At 50.7% G+C, this 16,684-nt stretch carries 18 protein-coding genes and 1 tRNA gene; 4 read left to right on the top strand and 15 right to left on the bottom strand.

What is annotated here, in order from left to right:
* Nucleotides 1-3: 3 nt before the first annotated feature.
* The 13 genes from HMPREF0574_RS06450 to HMPREF0574_RS06390 all read right to left on the bottom strand — a co-directional run bounded on the left by HMPREF0574_RS06450 (nucleotide 4) and on the right by HMPREF0574_RS06390 (nucleotide 11,994).
* Nucleotides 4-981, bottom strand: a complete 978-nt coding sequence (locus tag HMPREF0574_RS06450; RefSeq protein ID WP_004007912.1) for an SPFH domain-containing protein — start codon at nucleotides 979-981, stop codon at nucleotides 4-6.
* A gap of 53 nt (nucleotides 982-1,034) precedes the next feature.
* Nucleotides 1,035-2,447 (bottom strand): MFS transporter, encoded by a 1,413-nt coding sequence (locus tag HMPREF0574_RS06445; RefSeq protein ID WP_004007911.1) that lies wholly within the window; start codon nucleotides 2,445-2,447, stop codon nucleotides 1,035-1,037.
* Nucleotides 2,448-2,651: 204 nt separating this feature from the next.
* The gene (locus HMPREF0574_RS06440; RefSeq protein ID WP_004007910.1) at nucleotides 2,652-3,596 is read right to left on the bottom strand and encodes a carbohydrate kinase family protein; all 945 of its coding nucleotides are present in this window, start codon (nucleotides 3,594-3,596) and stop codon (nucleotides 2,652-2,654) included.
* Nucleotides 3,586-4,089 (bottom strand): ureidoglycolate lyase, encoded by a 504-nt coding sequence (locus HMPREF0574_RS09880; RefSeq protein ID WP_004007909.1) that lies wholly within the window; start codon nucleotides 4,087-4,089, stop codon nucleotides 3,586-3,588. The genes HMPREF0574_RS06440 and HMPREF0574_RS09880 overlap by 11 nt, the downstream gene beginning before the upstream one ends.
* Nucleotide 4,090: 1 nt before the next feature.
* Nucleotides 4,091-4,849 (bottom strand): BtpA/SgcQ family protein, encoded by a 759-nt coding sequence (locus HMPREF0574_RS06430; protein WP_004007908.1) that lies wholly within the window; start codon nucleotides 4,847-4,849, stop codon nucleotides 4,091-4,093.
* A gap of 29 nt (nucleotides 4,850-4,878) precedes the next feature.
* Nucleotides 4,879-5,691 (bottom strand): energy-coupling factor ABC transporter ATP-binding protein, encoded by an 813-nt coding sequence (locus tag HMPREF0574_RS06425; RefSeq protein WP_236585954.1) that lies wholly within the window; start codon nucleotides 5,689-5,691, stop codon nucleotides 4,879-4,881.
* On the bottom strand, nucleotides 5,688-6,524 hold the full coding sequence (locus HMPREF0574_RS06420) for an energy-coupling factor ABC transporter ATP-binding protein (protein WP_013188845.1): 837 nt from the start codon (nucleotides 6,522-6,524) through the stop codon (nucleotides 5,688-5,690). The genes HMPREF0574_RS06425 and HMPREF0574_RS06420 overlap by 4 nt, the downstream gene beginning before the upstream one ends.
* Complete coding sequence (locus tag HMPREF0574_RS06415) at nucleotides 6,524-7,330, bottom strand: energy-coupling factor transporter transmembrane component T family protein (RefSeq protein WP_004007905.1); 807 nt, start codon at nucleotides 7,328-7,330, stop codon at nucleotides 6,524-6,526. The genes HMPREF0574_RS06420 and HMPREF0574_RS06415 overlap by 1 nt, the downstream gene beginning before the upstream one ends.
* 8 nt (nucleotides 7,331-7,338) lie before the next feature.
* Nucleotides 7,339-7,953, bottom strand: coding sequence for a hypothetical protein (locus HMPREF0574_RS06410; protein ID WP_004007904.1), 615 nt, complete (start codon nucleotides 7,951-7,953; stop codon nucleotides 7,339-7,341).
* Nucleotides 7,940-8,695, bottom strand: a complete 756-nt coding sequence (locus HMPREF0574_RS06405) for a GntR family transcriptional regulator (RefSeq protein ID WP_004007903.1) — start codon at nucleotides 8,693-8,695, stop codon at nucleotides 7,940-7,942. Before HMPREF0574_RS06405 ends, HMPREF0574_RS06410 begins: the two co-directional genes overlap by 14 nt.
* 309 nt (nucleotides 8,696-9,004) lie before the next feature.
* Complete coding sequence (locus HMPREF0574_RS06400; protein WP_004007902.1) at nucleotides 9,005-9,817, bottom strand: hypothetical protein; 813 nt, start codon at nucleotides 9,815-9,817, stop codon at nucleotides 9,005-9,007.
* A 160-nt stretch (nucleotides 9,818-9,977) separates the two neighbouring features.
* The gene (locus HMPREF0574_RS06395) at nucleotides 9,978-10,622 is read right to left on the bottom strand and encodes a LytR C-terminal domain-containing protein (RefSeq protein WP_236585955.1); all 645 of its coding nucleotides are present in this window, start codon (nucleotides 10,620-10,622) and stop codon (nucleotides 9,978-9,980) included.
* On the bottom strand, nucleotides 10,570-11,994 hold the full coding sequence (locus HMPREF0574_RS06390) for a uracil-xanthine permease family protein (protein ID WP_004007900.1): 1,425 nt from the start codon (nucleotides 11,992-11,994) through the stop codon (nucleotides 10,570-10,572). The genes HMPREF0574_RS06395 and HMPREF0574_RS06390 overlap by 53 nt, the downstream gene beginning before the upstream one ends.
* A 95-nt stretch (nucleotides 11,995-12,089) precedes the next feature.
* Here HMPREF0574_RS06390 and HMPREF0574_RS06385 point away from each other — a divergent pair, with 95 nt between their 5' ends.
* On the top strand, nucleotides 12,090-12,446 hold the full coding sequence (locus HMPREF0574_RS06385) for a hypothetical protein (RefSeq protein ID WP_004007899.1): 357 nt from the start codon (nucleotides 12,090-12,092) through the stop codon (nucleotides 12,444-12,446).
* Between the two features lie 64 nt (nucleotides 12,447-12,510).
* Here HMPREF0574_RS06385 and HMPREF0574_RS06380 read toward each other — a convergent pair whose 3' ends face one another.
* Nucleotides 12,511-13,983 carry a hypothetical protein gene (locus HMPREF0574_RS06380; RefSeq protein ID WP_236585956.1) on the bottom strand — a complete coding sequence of 491 codons (1,473 nt, stop codon included), beginning with the start codon at nucleotides 13,981-13,983 and terminating at the stop codon, nucleotides 12,511-12,513.
* A gap of 332 nt (nucleotides 13,984-14,315) precedes the next feature.
* Between HMPREF0574_RS06380 and HMPREF0574_RS06375 the strand changes: the two genes are divergently transcribed.
* Nucleotides 14,316-14,399, top strand: a tRNA-Leu gene (locus HMPREF0574_RS06375).
* 125 nt (nucleotides 14,400-14,524) lie between these two features.
* On the top strand, nucleotides 14,525-15,355 hold the full coding sequence (locus HMPREF0574_RS06370; protein ID WP_004007897.1) for a MetQ/NlpA family ABC transporter substrate-binding protein: 831 nt from the start codon (nucleotides 14,525-14,527) through the stop codon (nucleotides 15,353-15,355).
* A gap of 73 nt (nucleotides 15,356-15,428) precedes the next feature.
* Here HMPREF0574_RS06370 and upp read toward each other — a convergent pair whose 3' ends face one another.
* Nucleotides 15,429-16,064, bottom strand: coding sequence for a uracil phosphoribosyltransferase (gene upp / locus HMPREF0574_RS06365; protein ID WP_004007896.1), 636 nt, complete (start codon nucleotides 16,062-16,064; stop codon nucleotides 15,429-15,431).
* Between the two features lie 67 nt (nucleotides 16,065-16,131).
* Between upp and HMPREF0574_RS06360 the strand changes: the two genes are divergently transcribed.
* Nucleotides 16,132-16,674 carry a nucleoside deaminase gene (locus HMPREF0574_RS06360; RefSeq protein ID WP_004007895.1) on the top strand — a complete coding sequence of 181 codons (543 nt, stop codon included), beginning with the start codon at nucleotides 16,132-16,134 and terminating at the stop codon, nucleotides 16,672-16,674.
* The last annotated feature ends 10 nt before the right edge of the window (nucleotides 16,675-16,684 follow it).

The raw sequence follows: 16,684 nt of genomic DNA, 5'->3' as shown, positions 1-16,684 counted from the left end.
GTGTTACTGTTGCGCTGAGGTTGTGGGTACGGTACGCGAACGCGGCGGTACCGCGGTCTTCGGCTTTTGATCCGCGGCACGAGTGGCGGCGAACAGCGAGTTGCGCAGTTCCTCCATCGCGTTACTGACCCCACCAGGGTTGGACGGCAGCATCAGCGTCTGAGTATTAGAGGCTTTCGCGACTTCCTGCAATGTATCGAAATACTGGGTCAACAGCAGCATTTCTTGCGCTTCGGCTCCAATTCCGGCGTCGCGCAACGCTTCATACTGGCTGACCAAGCCATCGACGATAGCTTTACGCTGAGCCGCGATACCTTCACCTTGCAAGCGCTTGTATTCTGCATCGGCTTCAGCCTGTTTCACAGTCTTAATTTTCTCGGCTTCCGCCAGGGAAACCGCTGCCTCGCGCTCCCGCTGAGCAGCATTAATCGAGTTCATGGACGCGCGCACCGTCGGATCCGGATTGATGTCTGTCACCAGGGTATTGATGATGGCGAAACCATAAGCGTTCATGGCAGCAGCCAAAGTCGTTTCGACATCTTGGGCGATTTGATCTTTCGAAGAAAACGCCTCATCCAGGTCTAGTTTCGCCAGGGAGGTACGCACCCGGTCGTAGACGTAAGACTGAATCTGACGTTCCGGATTGGCTAAACGATAAAATGAATCAACCACGTTTTGTACTTGATACTGCACCGAAACCGGAATCGTGACAAACACGTTGTCTTTCGTTTTAGTTTCCACCACGGAATCCAGCTGCATGATACGCAGCGGAACCTTTTTCGCAATCCGATCCACGAACGGAATCTTCATCCGCAGACCGGGCAGTGCAACCTTGTGATATTTACCGAAACGTTCAATCACATAGTTAGTCTGTTGCTTCACCACAAAGAACATTCCACCTATGATGAGCAACGCCAGGACGATGACAACAATAACCGCCAAAGTCAGCACATTTTCGAACAAAGCGAGGAAAGCACCCATCTTCCAATCCTTCCAATCAACAAAAACCTAGCCTCACAACAAACTATAGCACCTCACTTGTGCGAAGAAGACTCAAAAATCCTGGTACCGACCCAGAATTGGACGAACATCATCACCACCATCAAACCAATCGTGGCAGCGAACGCCCAAGGTCCTAAAAAGAGAGTCGTAGCGTAGGTGATTCCGCCGTACGCCACCAGCGCGGCAGCCGCCAGCGTGTCGGCTACGTTCAAGGCTGCGGAAACCTCACCGTGACGTTGAGCCGGAGTCAGAGAGAGGGCATGAACCGTGGCCAGCGGGAAAATCAAACCTTGCCCCGAACCAGCTATGGCCCAACCCACCAACACAAACCAGGGACTGAAACCTGGCACAACCGCCAGGAGCACCACCAACGTGCCAAAAATTTCGATAATCGGACCGATGAAAATCAGCCAGCGACGATGCGCCGGATCCACAATCCGCCCTTGAATCCACGAACTAAATGCCCAAGTAATAGATGAAACTGTCATCGACAGACCAGCCATGGTGGGACCCCAACCGTGAATTTCTTTCAGCAGCAAGGGCAGGTAGAGATCTACAGTGACGAAAGTACCGTTCAATAGTCCCCGCATCGCCACCGTGGCGGGAACTCCGCGAACTGCTCGGAAAGTCCCGGAAGGAAGGATGGGACGAGCCGCAAAGAACAGCGCCAAGGTCAAGGTTAAAGCCGCAACAATGAATATCGGGGAGACAGTCTCTCGTTCCACCCCGGAAATGACCTGCAGAGTACCAATCAGAATGCCGCTAAAGATAGAACCCCACAGCAGTCGAGGCGAGGGGCGAAACGGAACCGGGTCGTGTAGCTGGGGAAATTGGCGGAATTTTGGCCACAGCAACGGGAAAAACACCAGGAACAGGATGGGGCAAATCCCGAAAACAAAACGCCAATGCACATAGTCCACCAGGAACCCCGCCACCAGCGGTCCGACCAGGGAAGGGACCACCCAGGCAATAGCAAAAACCGCAAAAAAAGCTGGCTGCTTGTGCGGTAAGACGTAGGAACCGACCATCACATAGAGAGGCACAATGAGCAAACCGCCACCCAAGCCCTGAACCGCGCGCCCCACCACGACGAACCAAATGTTCGGGGCGAAACTCGCCACCAGCAATCCACCAGTGAAAGCAGCAATACCCACGTAAATTACCGGTTTTGGACCCCTGGTATCGACCCAAGTCCCGGCGAGGGCGGTAGTAATTAACTGCGTGGACATGGAAATCCCGGCAGCCAGAGCAAACAGGTTTTTGCCGTCCAAGCGGTCCACAATGAAGGGCATGGCCGTGTTGACCGCAATAGCTTCAAAAGCAACCAGGGTAATCATGCCGGTTGCGATGATTTTAAACCAGGCTGCTAGGTAACCGCTGAGATAGTTATTCCCCTGGTTCTCAGATGACTTCTCGTTGCGTCCCGTTGCTTCCACGCTGTCCACGGATTTTTCACTCCTTCATTTCAATCGAAACAATCTCCCTGTCGGAACACTAGGTTAAGGCTCTGACAGGGAGTTACCAAAATATATTTTCGTTGCTCGGGTTACAGGTCAAAAGCCCGTAACAAGGGTTGGTGGCAGAGACCACCATTATGCAACTTAGGATAACCGCTGCATAATCAGTTTATTTGCGAATAGTCCAGCTAATCAGCGTAATCGGGCACCCTTTATTCCCACCGCCTGCTTACCACAGTCTAACGCCTGCAAAACGCAACGTTCAAAGGAATAACCTTGTGCTATACCAGTAACGATTCCGGCAACGAAAGCATCTCCTGCCCCGGTCGGATCTACTACCGGAGCGGGAGTTACCTCCCACAGGCGCCATCCATCTCTGTAAGTCCACACGCCCTTTTCTGACCCGGTTACGAACAGAGTAATATCCGGGCATGTAAATACGGATTTAATGTCGGGAGATTGGTCTGGTAGTCGTGAAGATAGCTGTTCCCAGTTCATGCCAAATAGACGCTCAGCCCCAAACTCATTCATAATTACTATGGAAGCCTCTGTTTCTAGAGGGTGTTTAGCATCGAATTCTGCGCCGGTATCTATATCAAGCACCAGATGCCCCCCTGAACGCTTCACCTTACGAATCGATTGCAGAAAATCATCATGATTACATATTCTTCTCAGTTTTTCAGGTGTCGAGCACACCACTCTTGATTTTGAAATCGTTTCTAGGCTCTCCTGATCTAAAAACAGCTTTTCCCTTGAACGATCCGGGTACGCTGCCACATTACTTCCTTCAGTTAAAAAGACGTAACAGACAGGGTCAGGCGCGTCGGTAGTCAAGGAAATGAAGTCGGTGTTAACCCCATGCTCATTTAAGTCTTTTATCAGCTGGTCGCTGATTTCTCCGGATTTTAGACAGCCGATCATGCGGGTCTTTAGCCCTAACCAAGAGGCATTGACTGCCATATTAGCTACTGTTCCTCCAGGCAAGGTCTCTTGACTCAGCAGACATGCCTTATCCCCCAGCTTCGGCCAATGGTCAAGATTTATATATATGTCAAGAACGGGTTCACCGATGAAACAGATAGCACCCCCGTTCTCGAACTGTGTTTCAAGTGAATCTCCTAGCTCGTCAGAGGACATCAGAATCACTTTCCGTCTCCATGTATGTCTCCAAGCTACCGCCTGCTAACGGTATCCACTCTGACGGAAAACGAGGGTCCGAGGTAGCAATCCAGTAGTACTGGGTTGGCTCGCTAACCCCGAAGCATGGCGAATGCCAGGTTCCTTTATCCATAACAAGGGCAGTTCCACAGGGAATTTCCAACAACACACATTGGTCAGTCTCGGGGACATCAAATTCTTTCGCGCATACCCCTAGCACTATCGAATGATTGGTAGGACAAAGAGTTTCCTTTGTATGGTCATGTCTCTCCATTCTTTCAATCCGTTTCGGCAGGACACTAACTTGCGTCATAGCAAGATTGACTGCACCGTCTGAAATCTTCGCAGCGCTCTTAAAGTCATGCCATCCATCACCGTTAGTGACCACGACAGAATCGCTTCCTGGTGAAAAAAGTAGTGCTATCCCCCATTTCGACACGTCATCTTTTCCGACTACTAACCGCTTGCTCATGTTACTTTACCTTTCCCCGCAATGCTCTAACTGCCGTAACTAATCGTTCGACTCTATCCATTTCCAAATCACCTTTAGCGTTTCCTCCTTGTTTGAGTGAGGACCCGATGATGGCACCATCGGCGATTGTCAACTGCTCCGTGCAATTTTTCTCATTTACGCCAGCGCCGACCAACAGTGGAAAGTCACCTATGATTTCTCGAAATTGAATTATCTTGGAAAGCTCGGTTTCAACTCCCGTATCCACTCCCGTAACAATGACTCCATCGCCACGTTTTTTGGCAAGCATTAAATCTACCTCGAGCGGATTTCCACTGAGAACGGGTTGATTCTTAAGTCTGACTCCTCCAAGAATTACGGCAGGTGAGTTTTCCTGACACCAACGGATACGTTCCTCAAATTGCGGCTCCTCTTGAGGAGGGAGTTGTCCTGCCAGAGAATCAAGCTCGATAAAGGGCAACTGGTGCTCGACAGCTAAATCGAAGCTCTTATCGTTATCCCAAATCACATCAACACCGACATAAAGCTGAGGGAACTTGTCTTGTAGCCGCGGCAGACAATAGCGAACGTCGTCTATAGTGCCAAAATAATTCTCAACTATTACGCCATCAAATCCGCCACGAGCATATATGTCGCACTCGCGTACGGCACGGGAATAGATATCGTCTATTTCATTACCTTTTAAATGAATCATCCCTAGCAAGAGTTTTTCACCGTTTCCGGGCCAGTTACCGAGTAGATTCTGTTTAGTTTGCATCATGTTGTTAATGCCTTTCTAAATGGATAAATTTATGATTTTCGATATAAGAAGTCTTTGCACCAATTGAAAATTTGATCCATTTGTAATAACTCTTTAGGCGCGCCGGCGTGCCGAGATATTTGGACCGCAGGGGGGACGGTTAACTTCGCCTCTGCCAAGACTTGATCATTGGAGAACGCATCTGCTACAGAATTATCACTGATTATGCCACCCTGGCTCATCACCACAACCCTCGGAAAATTTTCAATAACGAAGCGCATGTCGTGCGAAACTGCGATTACGGACTTACCAGCATTACTGGCCCATTGCATAATGGCGACTAAATCCCGTCGACCTAACTCATCCAGTCCGGCGGTTGGCTCATCCAGAATCACATAATTAGGGTCCATAGCAAGCACCGCAGCTATTGCGACAAACTTACGCTGCGCAAGGGGCAAATCTAGTGGATTAGTCTCTGCTTCTTCCAGTAAGTTACATACGCTCAGAGCCTGGGTGATTCTCTCTTCCCTTTCAGTTTGTTCTACACCTAGACGCTTGAGCGCATACTCACATTCTTCGTGTACTGTTTTAGAAAAAATTTGATCATCGGGATTCTGAAACACGTATCCTACGCGCTGTGCTATTTCATCGGTTCGATAATTTGAGGTATCTTGCCCTTCTAAGTAAATAGTTCCGGAGGTAGGTCGGATTAGTCCGTTCAGTAGCTTCGACAGGGTGCTTTTACCAGCTCCGTTTTGCCCTATGAGTGCAACGCACTCTCCGCATTCTATTTTGAGGGATACGCTTGTGAGAGCCCGAGTCCCACCCGGATAACAGTATTCAACGTGGTCACAATTAATCATTGCCATTCCTCAACATACGTATTGACAGATGCTTTAGCCTGCGCGAATGTAATCCATCTAGGTGAGACATTTAAACCCGAAGATAACGTAAATAGTTCCGGGAAACCGCAGTGAAGCCCATCGGATTTGGCTCGTGATAGTACTTCACCGGGTTGCCCTGCAGTGTAAACCCTTCCGTTATCTAAAATGATTATTTCGTCCGCAATTTCTACCAATTGGTCAATTTTATTTTCACAGAGAAGCACGGTTTTTCCGGCGTCCTTCATTTTCGTAATAGCAGCGAAAATCATTTCTGTGGTTGCAGGATCCAACTGAGAAGTGGGTTCATCAATAACAATAACCGGGGTATCCATAGCCATCACCGCGGCAACAGAGACTCTTTGTCTCTGCCCACCGGACAACTCCAGGGGGTCTCTAAACGCAAGGTCTTGCAAATCCATATCGCATATCACGCGTGCGGTTTGCTCAATTATGCGCTCGCGTTCCCAACCCAGGTTCTCAAGCCCAAAGGCAATCTCTTCGACAACCGTCTGGCACGTACCTGTCAACTGGGTGTATGGATTTTCAAAGACCAAAGCGATAGTTTCAACCAACTCTCGTTGCGACAGTCCGTTCAGGTCTTTACCGAAAATCTCTATTTTACCTTTTACTTCGCCGCCAAGGACACCTGGAATGAGTCCCTTTAGCGTGTTACATAATGTTGTTTTTCCAGAACCATTAGCCCCCATCAATCCGTAAACTTTTCCAGACTCCAAATTCAAATTGATATCTTCCAATGCCCAGGTTTTCGCTAAGGGATGCTTAACCGCTACCTGCGTAGTTTTTATTGCCACTACCAAAGCAGACGTCCTCCTATTCCAATAAACACCGAGAGTAAAGCTGCAACGAAAATACCCAAGTACCCGAATCCGGAAATCTTATCTTGAGGAATCAAACGGGTCCCTTTAATTTCGGTGATGCTAGCTCCTCTCACCTCCATGGCAACGGCTCGTTCTTCCACACTTGACAGCGCGGAGAGGACCAGGGGGGCAATCGTGGGCAGAACAGCTTTTAGCTTAACCAGACGACTACCCTCAACCTGTATCCCACGGGAACGCTGCGCATCACGCACAGCTTTCCCTCGAGTGGCAAGCTCAGGAATCAATCTCGCTGAATTGATTACTACATAACAGACTTGGCGCCGCGCCCCAAGTAGCTCCAAGGCATGAGACAAATCTTGCAAAGACAGAATCGATGTGAGCAGTACCAGGGGAGCGCATACAGCAAGAAGCATTGCTACATACCAATTAGCCGATGCCAACCCTTCTTGCGTAACAGCTAGGGGTCCAACATTGAATACGACGTGATCGCCGTATTCAAAAAAAGCCCGGACCCCTAAGGTAAATATCGACACTGTGAGAGCAATCTTCCAGAATCGAGACCAAAACAGTATCAACACTTGCAAAGCTGCTGCAGCGGCGATATTTAACCCAGTGAAGATATAGAAGGTTAAGGGGTCCCCGCTTGCCAGCACACCCGCCATGAGAACCAGAGGTATTAGAAACCTTACTACGGGATTAATGTGCTGGTAGCGATGGGTTTTTCTCGGGTGAAAAACGAAGCGCCTAATATCGTTGGAAATCTCCTCAACCTGTGCCATATCAACACCTATTCAGAGTCTTTATCTGATTGTTTTTTCTCGCGGGTGAGCAAATAGGCTTCTCCACGAGGGAATTTGGCAAGTGTGCGCTGGGGCAGCGCAATCAGTATGTAGAACACAATCAAAGCAGTCAAAACTTTATCGGTAATATCACCCGATACCCCGGCTGCCATAGCAGCAGTCCAGTTTGGGGCGCCAACCTGGCGCAGCAGTCCAGCAATGATTCCAGTTCCGGTTGAAGAGAGACCACCATAGACCATAATCGTAATAAGAGACCCCGTAATACCAGTTGCTAGCCCATTTAAAATACCTGACAGGAGAGAACGAAGGAAGGACGAATATCCGTGCTTACGAGCCAGTAAAGCGGCTACCCCGGCGGTGACGACAAATAAAGGAATGTAAAATATGTTGGAGGGGTTTGTTATCAGGGAGGCTGCTCCGGTCAGCACACCGACGATAGTGGCAGGCCAGAATCCACAAATCACTGCCGTAAGAACGACCCCGATAGAGTCCAACCAAATGGGAAGCTTCAGCGCAAATACAATTTGCGAAACAACAATATTAAGCGCTATCGCAACTGGTATTAAATAGATTGTCATTTTATTCATTTTATTCATGGACATGATGTAACTCCTTTGTCATTTGTAGTGGTTTAGTATATCCATTGTGATGATCGATGTGCATAACTGCCTGCACTCGAGAAGAATAGGTAATCTCGCTTTCCTCAATGCAAACATGAACATTATCGTAGGTAGCGCCAGTAGCATGTAATAAACAGCGAGTGCTGGGCAATTCTTTCAAAATCCGCTTTGTGCCCTGATCTGCTATCCTGGCTTTTAGTGAAACAAGAGATTGGGTCGGATTCCGATTGTATTTTTCCCTCAAGATGCGATAGATAGACTCATCTTCAAAATCGTACTTTTCGATACCTGGAAGCAGGTCTACGGGAAGAAACGAAATGTCAAGGCTGATTGGTATTACCGTATTTTCCGTCTCAATAGAGCGCAAGCGTTTCAATCTCAACATTTTCCTATTTCCACGAATCACGACGGTCTGCTCCAGAACTTTAGCTAGGGCACGCTCGGAAGTATCATTGAGGCGGTCTGTTAGTGAACCAAAATTCCACAATAAAGTTTTACTTTCGGGCGATGTGACAAATGTTCCTTTGCCCTTCTCAGATTCCAGCAAACCTTCCGCGATTAATCCATTTATCGCTCTTCTGATTGTTCCACGTGCCACTTTATGAATTTCACAGAGTTCATTCTCAGAGGGCAACTTGTCTCCCACGAGGTAATCACCGTCATGAATCTGCCGACGTATGACCTCAGCAATTTGTTCATATACTGGAGGTGACGTGTTGACCATTTTTGCCCCTTTACAAAAACTGCGATGAAAATAAGTTACTTGTACCGAATATACAAGTCAACGGTTTTGCTGTACAGCTTTTCTGTACATGACACTTATTACCTTTTTAACGACGTTTTTACACACAATTCACAGTGTCAAACTTTGTGAACAACTCTGCGCTCAAATCCCCGCCGATAGTTCTAAGGTATCTCCATTACCGGTTTGTTTCGGGTCTAATATGGTTGTACTTAAGATAGAAACACAGCATCCGGTCAACCCCAGTATTTCTAAAATATAGGGTTAGACTCTCTGCGAAATGTTCATGGCTTATTTGCCACCGTCATGGGTCGGATTCCAGTGAGAACCCACCGTACGGGTATCCCCCGTGACAATAGTTAGGTCGTTACGAATGTTTGAGCCAGTCAGCATCCCGCGAGCAATCGGGATAAGTTTATGCGCCACCGCAATCCGTACCAGGGGCGCGATTAGCTCGGCAGCACGGTCTGGAACTCGCCCGATATATGTTTTCTTGTCGAGATAGGCTCCCAGACCGGTTTTATCCTCTTGCATCCACAGAGCTACGGGTACCGTCTTGCCCGTGGAAATATACGGGTGCAGCGGAGCGATGTGGTCATCGTAGTCTTCCAAAGGAATTTCTTCCCCCGGAGGCAAGATGGTGAAGGCTTTTTTCGGGAACTGATTTACCGGCCCCACACCGCCTACGGGCGGCAAGCTCAAGGTGACACGATTTGCTAACCGTGATTTAGTGCGCTGCGCCCACAGGTGGCAAGGCACCACCAGATTGAGTTCCTGGGAGTCCAAACCATTTAGCTCCACCACGTATTTACCGGCGGTAGCGTGATCCAAATAGCCCACAAAGTGACCTTTCACCCACACACAAACCGCCGCGTAATCATCGGAGTTGTTTCTGTCTCGCACCAGATAAGCCCAGTCGTCAAACTCCGCGCCGTGAATATCGTCCACGTTATATTCGGCAAACAGTGCCGCAAAATCGTCTTGCAGTTCGAGGGAATCCTCAACGGTGGCGAATGTCGAGGGCGCTTCCCAGCCAGCAAAACTTTTAAGATAGGGACGAACCGGACCGTTGGTATCGGGTCTGCTCTTAGAAAACAACCCCACGCCGTTCCCCTTTCACTGGTCTTACCTGTATTCTTCGTATCGATTGGTGATAAATCTAGTTTCAAGCATAGCTAAAAACATGCCACTCCAATCTTAATTGATTATCTATCGCGTGGATTTCCCAGATTCTCCAAGGCGTACTGCGTTATCCACGGGAATTTTAGTCAAGTTCCTGACAATTTTTCGGTGCTTGCGGATAGGGTCCCAAGTCGCCGTCGCTAAGATTATCCATAGCGAGCGCCCCTTGGAACTGTTCTCCCAGCAGGATGTTAATCTCTGCGCCACGATTCAAATCAATCCTGACATCAGCTTCTGGCAGAGCCCGCGCCAAAGAGAATGCTTTCGCAATATTTTTCTTGCTGGTGTTAATCCGAGCCGCCCCAGCATAGGAATCTGGCGAGTTACCAACTACGTTGACCTTAACCCCGAATTCTTTCAGCCGCTGCGCTGTTTGCGTAGCCAGACCGTTTTGGGAAGATCCGTTGAATATGTTTACCGTCACGCCCTTGAGTGAAACCGGCTTTCCTTTCGGGGTGCATGGCGGGGCTTTCGCCTTGGCTTCCTCGGACAAAACGAAAGAATTACCAAAAGGCAGAGAAACCAGACCCATCGCAAAAGGCAAAGAAACCACTAGAACCGCTGCCATGGCTAGAACAATCCAGCCAAAAATCACGGTTTGGCGAGCCAGGGTGCGGCGCCGCCGCTTGACGCGTATCTCCTTGGAATCACCCTGACCTATCAGGTCCTTTGCTTCAATCCTGGGCATCGCTTCTTCCTTGGGCAGCCCGGATTTCTTGATCCGCATGGCGCTTAGAATAAGCCTCTGAATGCAGTTCTGTACCAGCTGGTGCAGAAGCCGGGGAGGCTTGCTCAAGCTTCGTGCCACGCAGGTTAGAAATCGCCCGCATGACGTGGTACATGACGATGGCTCCGAAAGAACCCATCGCGATACCTTCGAACTTCACGTCACCGACTACCAGAGTGTAGTTCGCGATAGCCATCACCATCGCCACCGCGGCGGTATTCAGATTTACCGGGTCAGCGAAATCTACCTGATTCTGGACCCAGATACGCACTCCCAGCATCCCAATCATGCCGTACAGAATCGTGGCGGCTCCACCCAGAACCCCTGGCGGAATGGTGGCGATAATTTCACCAAACTTGGGCAGCATCGACAAAGCCAAAGCCCCGATAGCGGCAACGATATATGCCACGGTGGAATAGACCCGAGTCGCTGCCATAACCCCAATGTTCTCCGCGTAGGTAGTGGTACCAGAACCGCCACCGCTACCGGCAATCATGGTGGACAGACCGTCCGCAATCAAAGCCCGACCGGTCAAATCGTCGAGATTCTGACCAGTCATAGCGGACACGGACTTTACATGCCCCACGTTTTCAGCAATGAGGACCAACACTACCGGAAGGAACAAACCCAGCAGGGCGGGGCTAAAGGTCGGGGCGTGGAATGACGGGAAACCTACCCAGTCAGCTTTGCTGATGGCTTCAAAGTTTACTTCGTGGCGAATCACCGCGGTCGCATAGCCGATAAGCACCCCGATCAGAATCGACAAACGTCCGATAATGCCCTTGAACAGCACGGTAATCAACAGGACGGACAAGATGGTCACGGTAGCGGTCACGGGAGCCTGCTTGACGTTGTTCCACGCCGAAGGTGCCAGGTTGAAACCAATCAAAGACACAATTGCCCCGGTCACAATCGGTGGCATGATGCGGTCAATCCAGGCTGCACCAGCAAAATGAACCAGCACCCCAACCAGCAGCAGCAGCGCACCGGCAGAAATCACTCCACCTTGAGCCAGAGCCATCTTGTCCGAGTCAATGGGAGCGCCACCACCCGAAACGTAACCGGTCACCGCACCAATCGGAGCAATCAATGCAAAGGACGAACCCAAATACGAAGGTAAGCGTCCGGACGTGATGAGAATAAACAGGATGGTTCCCAAACCCGTAAAGAACAGTGTGGTTGCGGGAGAGAAACCGGTCAGCAGCGGCACCAGGAAAGTCGCCCCGAACATTGCGACAATGTGCTGGGCTCCGATACCTATCGTGCGTGGCCATGTCAGACGCTCGTTGGGCTGAACTACCTCACCGGTAGAGATACGCTTGCCGTCCCCATGCAATTTCCACTTGAAATTACTGGTTTTCGTTTCTGACATGTTTCGTCCTTCCTTGCAGACTCCCGAATTTGTCCCTCCCATCCTAATACGCCCCCCGGCGCGCAAAAAAACGCCTGTTGCGCTAGGCTAAACGGGTGAGCGACGCCTATGTTTCGGATTTCCCCGACCTGGAAAAGGTCAACCCACGAGAGGTTTTTTCCCAACCTGGTTACACTGACTCCGCCCAAAAAATTCCTGGTGTAGTCATTACATTGTTCGTCGTTTCCCTTATCAGTTTCCTGGTGCCAGTGTTTCTTTCAATTGCTGCCCTCATCGTGGCGGTCCTAGCTGGTGGATTGCTGCGAGTGCGTACGCTCTCGTCGGAGCACCAACCTGGAGACGGACTGCTGCGTGCCGCATTCGGTCTGTCTTTCCTGTCTATAGGCTGGGGTACAGTGTGGTTCCTAGCTTGGGTAATCACTAAAGTTACGGTGACTGTGGTCCCGTTTTAGTCTCGATTAACCGCGGCGTCCCAACCTCGGTTCAGGGTGGTCGCTAGTCGACGAATCGACTAAATTACTCGTCAGCTGGCTCGTCTGGAATTTCAGAGGATAGCAGACGGCGCACCTGGAAGCTTTGAATCCAAGTCATCCAGACGATACCGCAAATCGTTGTGATAACAAAGGCAATAAAAGCCAGCCAGGGCTGTCCCACCATCGAGCGCGCCACGATAATGGCGGACAGCAAACCGATAGGCATAAATGACCCTAGCCAAATCACCTTGTATCCGGTCGGATCATAGAAACGTCCGGAACCGATACGACTGGCAAAAGAATAGGTGAAAAGCAGCACAATCGACATCAAGACGGTAAAGGCAATCAAGGAAAGGAAAGCGTTCAAAGCGGATACGGCCGCCCCGCAGACGCCACCAAACAGGGAAATTACCCAGCGAATCCATCTCGGAATCGCGACGATACGAGCCAGCACTTGGCGGGCATGTTCAGGGTCGCGGATAGACTCCATAATCAAGCTGATTTCATACCCGGTGTAATACGACGGGTGTTCACGCGCGATGTAAGGAATCTCATAGCGGGCATCCACTTCGGGTACCGCACCCACGGCCAGACCTACGGCTCGCATTTGCAGACCGTCAGAATCTTCGATTTCCTTCGGGCTCAGAATCGTCACCGCCGCCATATTTGACACCGGTTGACCCAACAGTTCCTTTAGGGACAGACCCGCATTTGGATCGCCAGGCAGAGTCAGATTCCCCAGCACGCCTTCGGACTTGTTTTCCTTTTGACCGGAATCGCGCTTTTTACGCCGGGAAGCCCGTCCGACCACCGCGGATTGGTCGGATCCTAAAGTCGGCATATTAAAGGGCACACGGGTACGAATATCCTGCAAATCAGGATGCTGTTCCTCAGCGCGCTGCGCCACCAAGCGCGGATCCATAGGTTCGGGTTCATATTGAGGAGCGGGCGCTCCCATCGGGGGGTATCCCGTTGGTTGCATGGGAAAAGCTCCGAACTGACCCGGAGCATTCGGTGGGTTTTGTACTGGGTATCCTGAATAATCCGGATACCCAGAGCCGTCAGAGACGGGCATCTGACCGCCAGAATAAGGCGGCTGAACCATGTTGGAATTCCCGTAACCATAACCAGCGTAAGCGTTCGGATCCAGAGACTGACTGTTCGGATCGTACGCTGGCATACCCATCGGTGTGGCTGGCGGCATTCCCATCACGCCGTCCATACCGCTAGGTTCTCCGTTGAGCGGCACCGTCTGATCGCTGTAGAAGTCGCCGGCACCATTCAGGGGTACCGCACCGCCCATTCCTTCACCTAAGGAAACTAAATTGCCGTTATTGGGAGCGCCGGCGTAGCCCTGGGGAGGGATTGCTTGCGAGTCCAGGGGTACCGCTACGGAATCAAGCGGAACCGCTCCGGAGGGAGTGTCTCCCAAAGAAACCAAGTTTGGGTTGGCATTTGCAGGTTTAGGCGCAGGTCTGCCTCCCTGACCGCTGCCGGGCACGTTTACGCCAGTCATAAACCCGCAATCCTCCTAGAAATACAAATAACTAGGAACCATTGTACAAGGTTGAAACAGATACGGGCGCATGATTCTGTAAAGAAGAATTAAACTTTCCCCGTATTTCTCAATCAACTGCCAGATTACAGGGTCGAGTTTGCCCTCCAAGCAACTCAACTTAACCAGATAACTCTCGATTCATGGAGGATTTTCAACACCTTCCCCTCAAGAAATTTTCAGACGATACCAGTCTCCATCACGCCAACTCCTGCAGATAAATCCTAAAATTTGCCGAACTGACATAGTTTAGGTATCTTTTTATGGCGTTGTTTTTGTAAACGACCGCACACGCGCGAGTGGCGGAATTGGTAGACGCGCACGGTTCAGGTCCGTGTCCCAGTGATGGGGTAGGGGTTCAACTCCCCTTTCGCGCACGTTTACGGGGTTTCCCGGTCTTGCCCAGCATCCGGTTTTACAGTTGGTTTCGCCGGGCTTTTTCTTAATTCCCAAATCTTTACTATCCTTTCATTATTAACTTGAGCTCGAGGAAGGGGACATCATGAACAAATTTATGGCTCGTGCCGTCGCAGTTTTAGGCGCGAGTGCTCTAGCTATTTCGTTAACTGCTTGTGGCGGAGGCGGCACCTCTGACGCAAACGTTTTGACCGTAGGCGCTTCTCCCACTCCGCACGCTAAAATTCTGCAGTATCTGCAGGACTCCGGCGCTGCGAAGAAGGCTGGAATCACCATTAAAGTTCAGGAATTTTCTGATTACATCCAGCCCAACGAGGCTTTGAAATCTGGCGACATCGATGCCAACTACTACCAGACGGTACCCTACCTCGAGGAGCAATCGGCATCTCGTGGCTATAAGTTCACTGCCGGCAAGGGCATCCACTTGGAGCCGATGGGCATTTTTTCCAGCAAGATTAAGAGTCTCGACGAACTCAAAGATGGCGCCAAGATTGCCATCATCAATGACCCGTCGAACCAGGCACGTCAGCTCAAACTGCTAGAGGACAACAATCTGCTGCAGTTAAAGGGCATCAAGGACCTCTCGGTCGTGAATGTCAAGGCTAAGCCGGACGCTAACCCTCACGGTTTCCAGTTCACCGAAGTTGATGGTGCTTCTGAACCGTCCCTGCTGCCTGACGTGGATATTGCCGTCATCAACGGCAACTTCGCGCAAGGTGGGGGCTTGAACCCTGCTGACGCATTGGTCTTGGAGGATCCGAAAGACAACCCGGCAGTAAACGTCCTAGTGTGGCGCGCTGACGAAAAGAAGAAGCTCGAGGACATTAAGAAGCTTGACGAGCTGCTGCATTCAGATGTGACGAAAAAGTACATTGAGGACACCTGGAAGGATCGCTCGGTCATCCCGGCGTTCTGAGAATAGCTAGCTAAAATTGCTGGCGACCAAGTATTTCCTTGGTCGCCAGCAATTTTTTATTAATAAATTTGGTTCAAACCAGCCCGTAGAGACGATCTCCGGCATCGCCCAGACCCGGCACGATATAGGCATCATCGTTCAGATGGTCATCTACCCCAGCCACAACAACTGACACGTCCGCCCGGTCCCCCACCGCGTCGGTCACGACCTTAATTCCCTCGGGAGCAGCAAGGATACACGTGCAGGTGACATCGCGAGCACCACGTTCCAACACGTAGTTGATAGCTGCCACCAAGGTTCCGCCCGTCGCCAACATCGGATCGACGATAAAGCACTGCCGCCCAGATAAATCACTGGGCAACCGGTTGGCGTAGGTTTCAATTGCGAGGGTTTCCTCATCGCGTTTCATTCCTAAAAATCCGACTTCCGCAGTTGGCAGCAAACGAGTCATGCCTTCCAGCATCCCCAAGCCGGCACGCAAAATCGGAATCACGATGGGACGCGGGTCTGCCAAAATCTGACCTTGCGTTTTGGTCAGAGGGGTTTCTACATCTATCGTTTCCACCCGAACATTGTGGGTTGATTCGTAGGCCAGCAAAGTCGTCAGCTCATCCACGAGCTGACGAAACATCGGCGACGGGGTGTTCTTGTCGCGTAACAGGGTCAATTTATGGTTAATCAGCGGATGATCCGCAACATATAAGTGCATGGTGTTAACTTACCGCGAAAGGACCCCGTCTCGCGTCAAGTTCACTCGGGTCGGTTAGAGTTACTTTATGGTTTTCTCCAATATTTCCCCTGTTCCCAACCGTTCCGATGATTTTTTGGTGAATTCACAAGGCGGGGGCGCGGCTTATGGTTTGTCCTCCGCAGAGGTGCGTGCCTTGGACACTGCATATAGATTAGCCCAGAAGGCAGGTCGGGCTGGGGACATTCCGGTCGGCGCCGTGGTGTTAACCCCGGAGGGGATAGTAGCGGGATTGGGGCTGAACCAGCGCGAAAATCCACCGTACGATCCCAGCGCTCACGCGGAAATTGTGGCTTTACGAGAAGCCGCGGGTCGGCTGGAGCGTTGGAATCTCAAGGGTTGCACCTTGGTCGCGACGCTGGAGCCTTGCACGATGTGTGCCGGAGCCATCGTGAACGCCCGCATCTCACGGCTTATTTTCGGAGCTTGGGACCCGAAAGCTGGCGCCTGCGGGTCTATCCGCGATGTAGTGCGCGATAGCCGACTCAACCACCAGGTTGAAGTTAAAGGCGGAGTGGACGAGCCTCGGATAAAGGCGCTGTTGAAAGCGTTTTTTGGAGAGCGCAGGTAAACCTGGATGC

Source organism: Mobiluncus curtisii subsp. curtisii ATCC 35241 (genome assembly GCF_000146285.1).
GTDB lineage: Bacteria > Actinomycetota > Actinomycetes > Actinomycetales > Actinomycetaceae > Mobiluncus > Mobiluncus curtisii.
Note: the sequence above shows the minus strand (reverse complement) of the source record. Positions and strands in the feature narration are given on the sequence as shown.

What these genes read in the sequence shown, in the direction of transcription:
- HMPREF0574_RS06450 (WP_004007912.1), bottom strand. Translation starts at nt 981, where the DNA reads ATGGGTGCTTTCCTCGCTTTGTTCGAAAATGTGCTGACTTTGGCGGTT.
- HMPREF0574_RS06440 (WP_004007910.1), bottom strand. Translation starts at nt 3,596, where the DNA reads ATGTCCTCTGACGAGCTAGGAGATTCACTTGAAACACAGTTCGAGAAC.
- HMPREF0574_RS09880 (WP_004007909.1), bottom strand. Translation starts at nt 4,089, where the DNA reads ATGAGCAAGCGGTTAGTAGTCGGAAAAGATGACGTGTCGAAATGGGGG.
- HMPREF0574_RS06430 (WP_004007908.1), bottom strand. Translation starts at nt 4,849, where the DNA reads ATGATGCAAACTAAACAGAATCTACTCGGTAACTGGCCCGGAAACGGT.
- HMPREF0574_RS06425 (WP_236585954.1), bottom strand. Translation starts at nt 5,691, where the DNA reads ATGATTAATTGTGACCACGTTGAATACTGTTATCCGGGTGGGACTCGG.
- HMPREF0574_RS06415 (WP_004007905.1), bottom strand. Translation starts at nt 7,330, where the DNA reads ATGGCACAGGTTGAGGAGATTTCCAACGATATTAGGCGCTTCGTTTTT.
- HMPREF0574_RS06410 (WP_004007904.1), bottom strand. Translation starts at nt 7,953, where the DNA reads ATGTCCATGAATAAAATGAATAAAATGACAATCTATTTAATACCAGTT.
- HMPREF0574_RS06405 (WP_004007903.1), bottom strand. Translation starts at nt 8,695, where the DNA reads ATGGTCAACACGTCACCTCCAGTATATGAACAAATTGCTGAGGTCATA.
- HMPREF0574_RS06395 (WP_236585955.1), bottom strand. Translation starts at nt 10,622, where the DNA reads ATGCGGATCAAGAAATCCGGGCTGCCCAAGGAAGAAGCGATGCCCAGG.
- HMPREF0574_RS06390 (WP_004007900.1), bottom strand. Translation starts at nt 11,994, where the DNA reads ATGTCAGAAACGAAAACCAGTAATTTCAAGTGGAAATTGCATGGGGAC.
- HMPREF0574_RS06380 (WP_236585956.1), bottom strand. Translation starts at nt 13,983, where the DNA reads ATGACTGGCGTAAACGTGCCCGGCAGCGGTCAGGGAGGCAGACCTGCG.
- HMPREF0574_RS06370 (WP_004007897.1), top strand. Translation starts at nt 14,525, where the DNA reads ATGAACAAATTTATGGCTCGTGCCGTCGCAGTTTTAGGCGCGAGTGCT.
- upp (WP_004007896.1), bottom strand. Translation starts at nt 16,064, where the DNA reads ATGCACTTATATGTTGCGGATCATCCGCTGATTAACCATAAATTGACC.
- HMPREF0574_RS06360 (WP_004007895.1), top strand. Translation starts at nt 16,132, where the DNA reads ATGGTTTTCTCCAATATTTCCCCTGTTCCCAACCGTTCCGATGATTTT.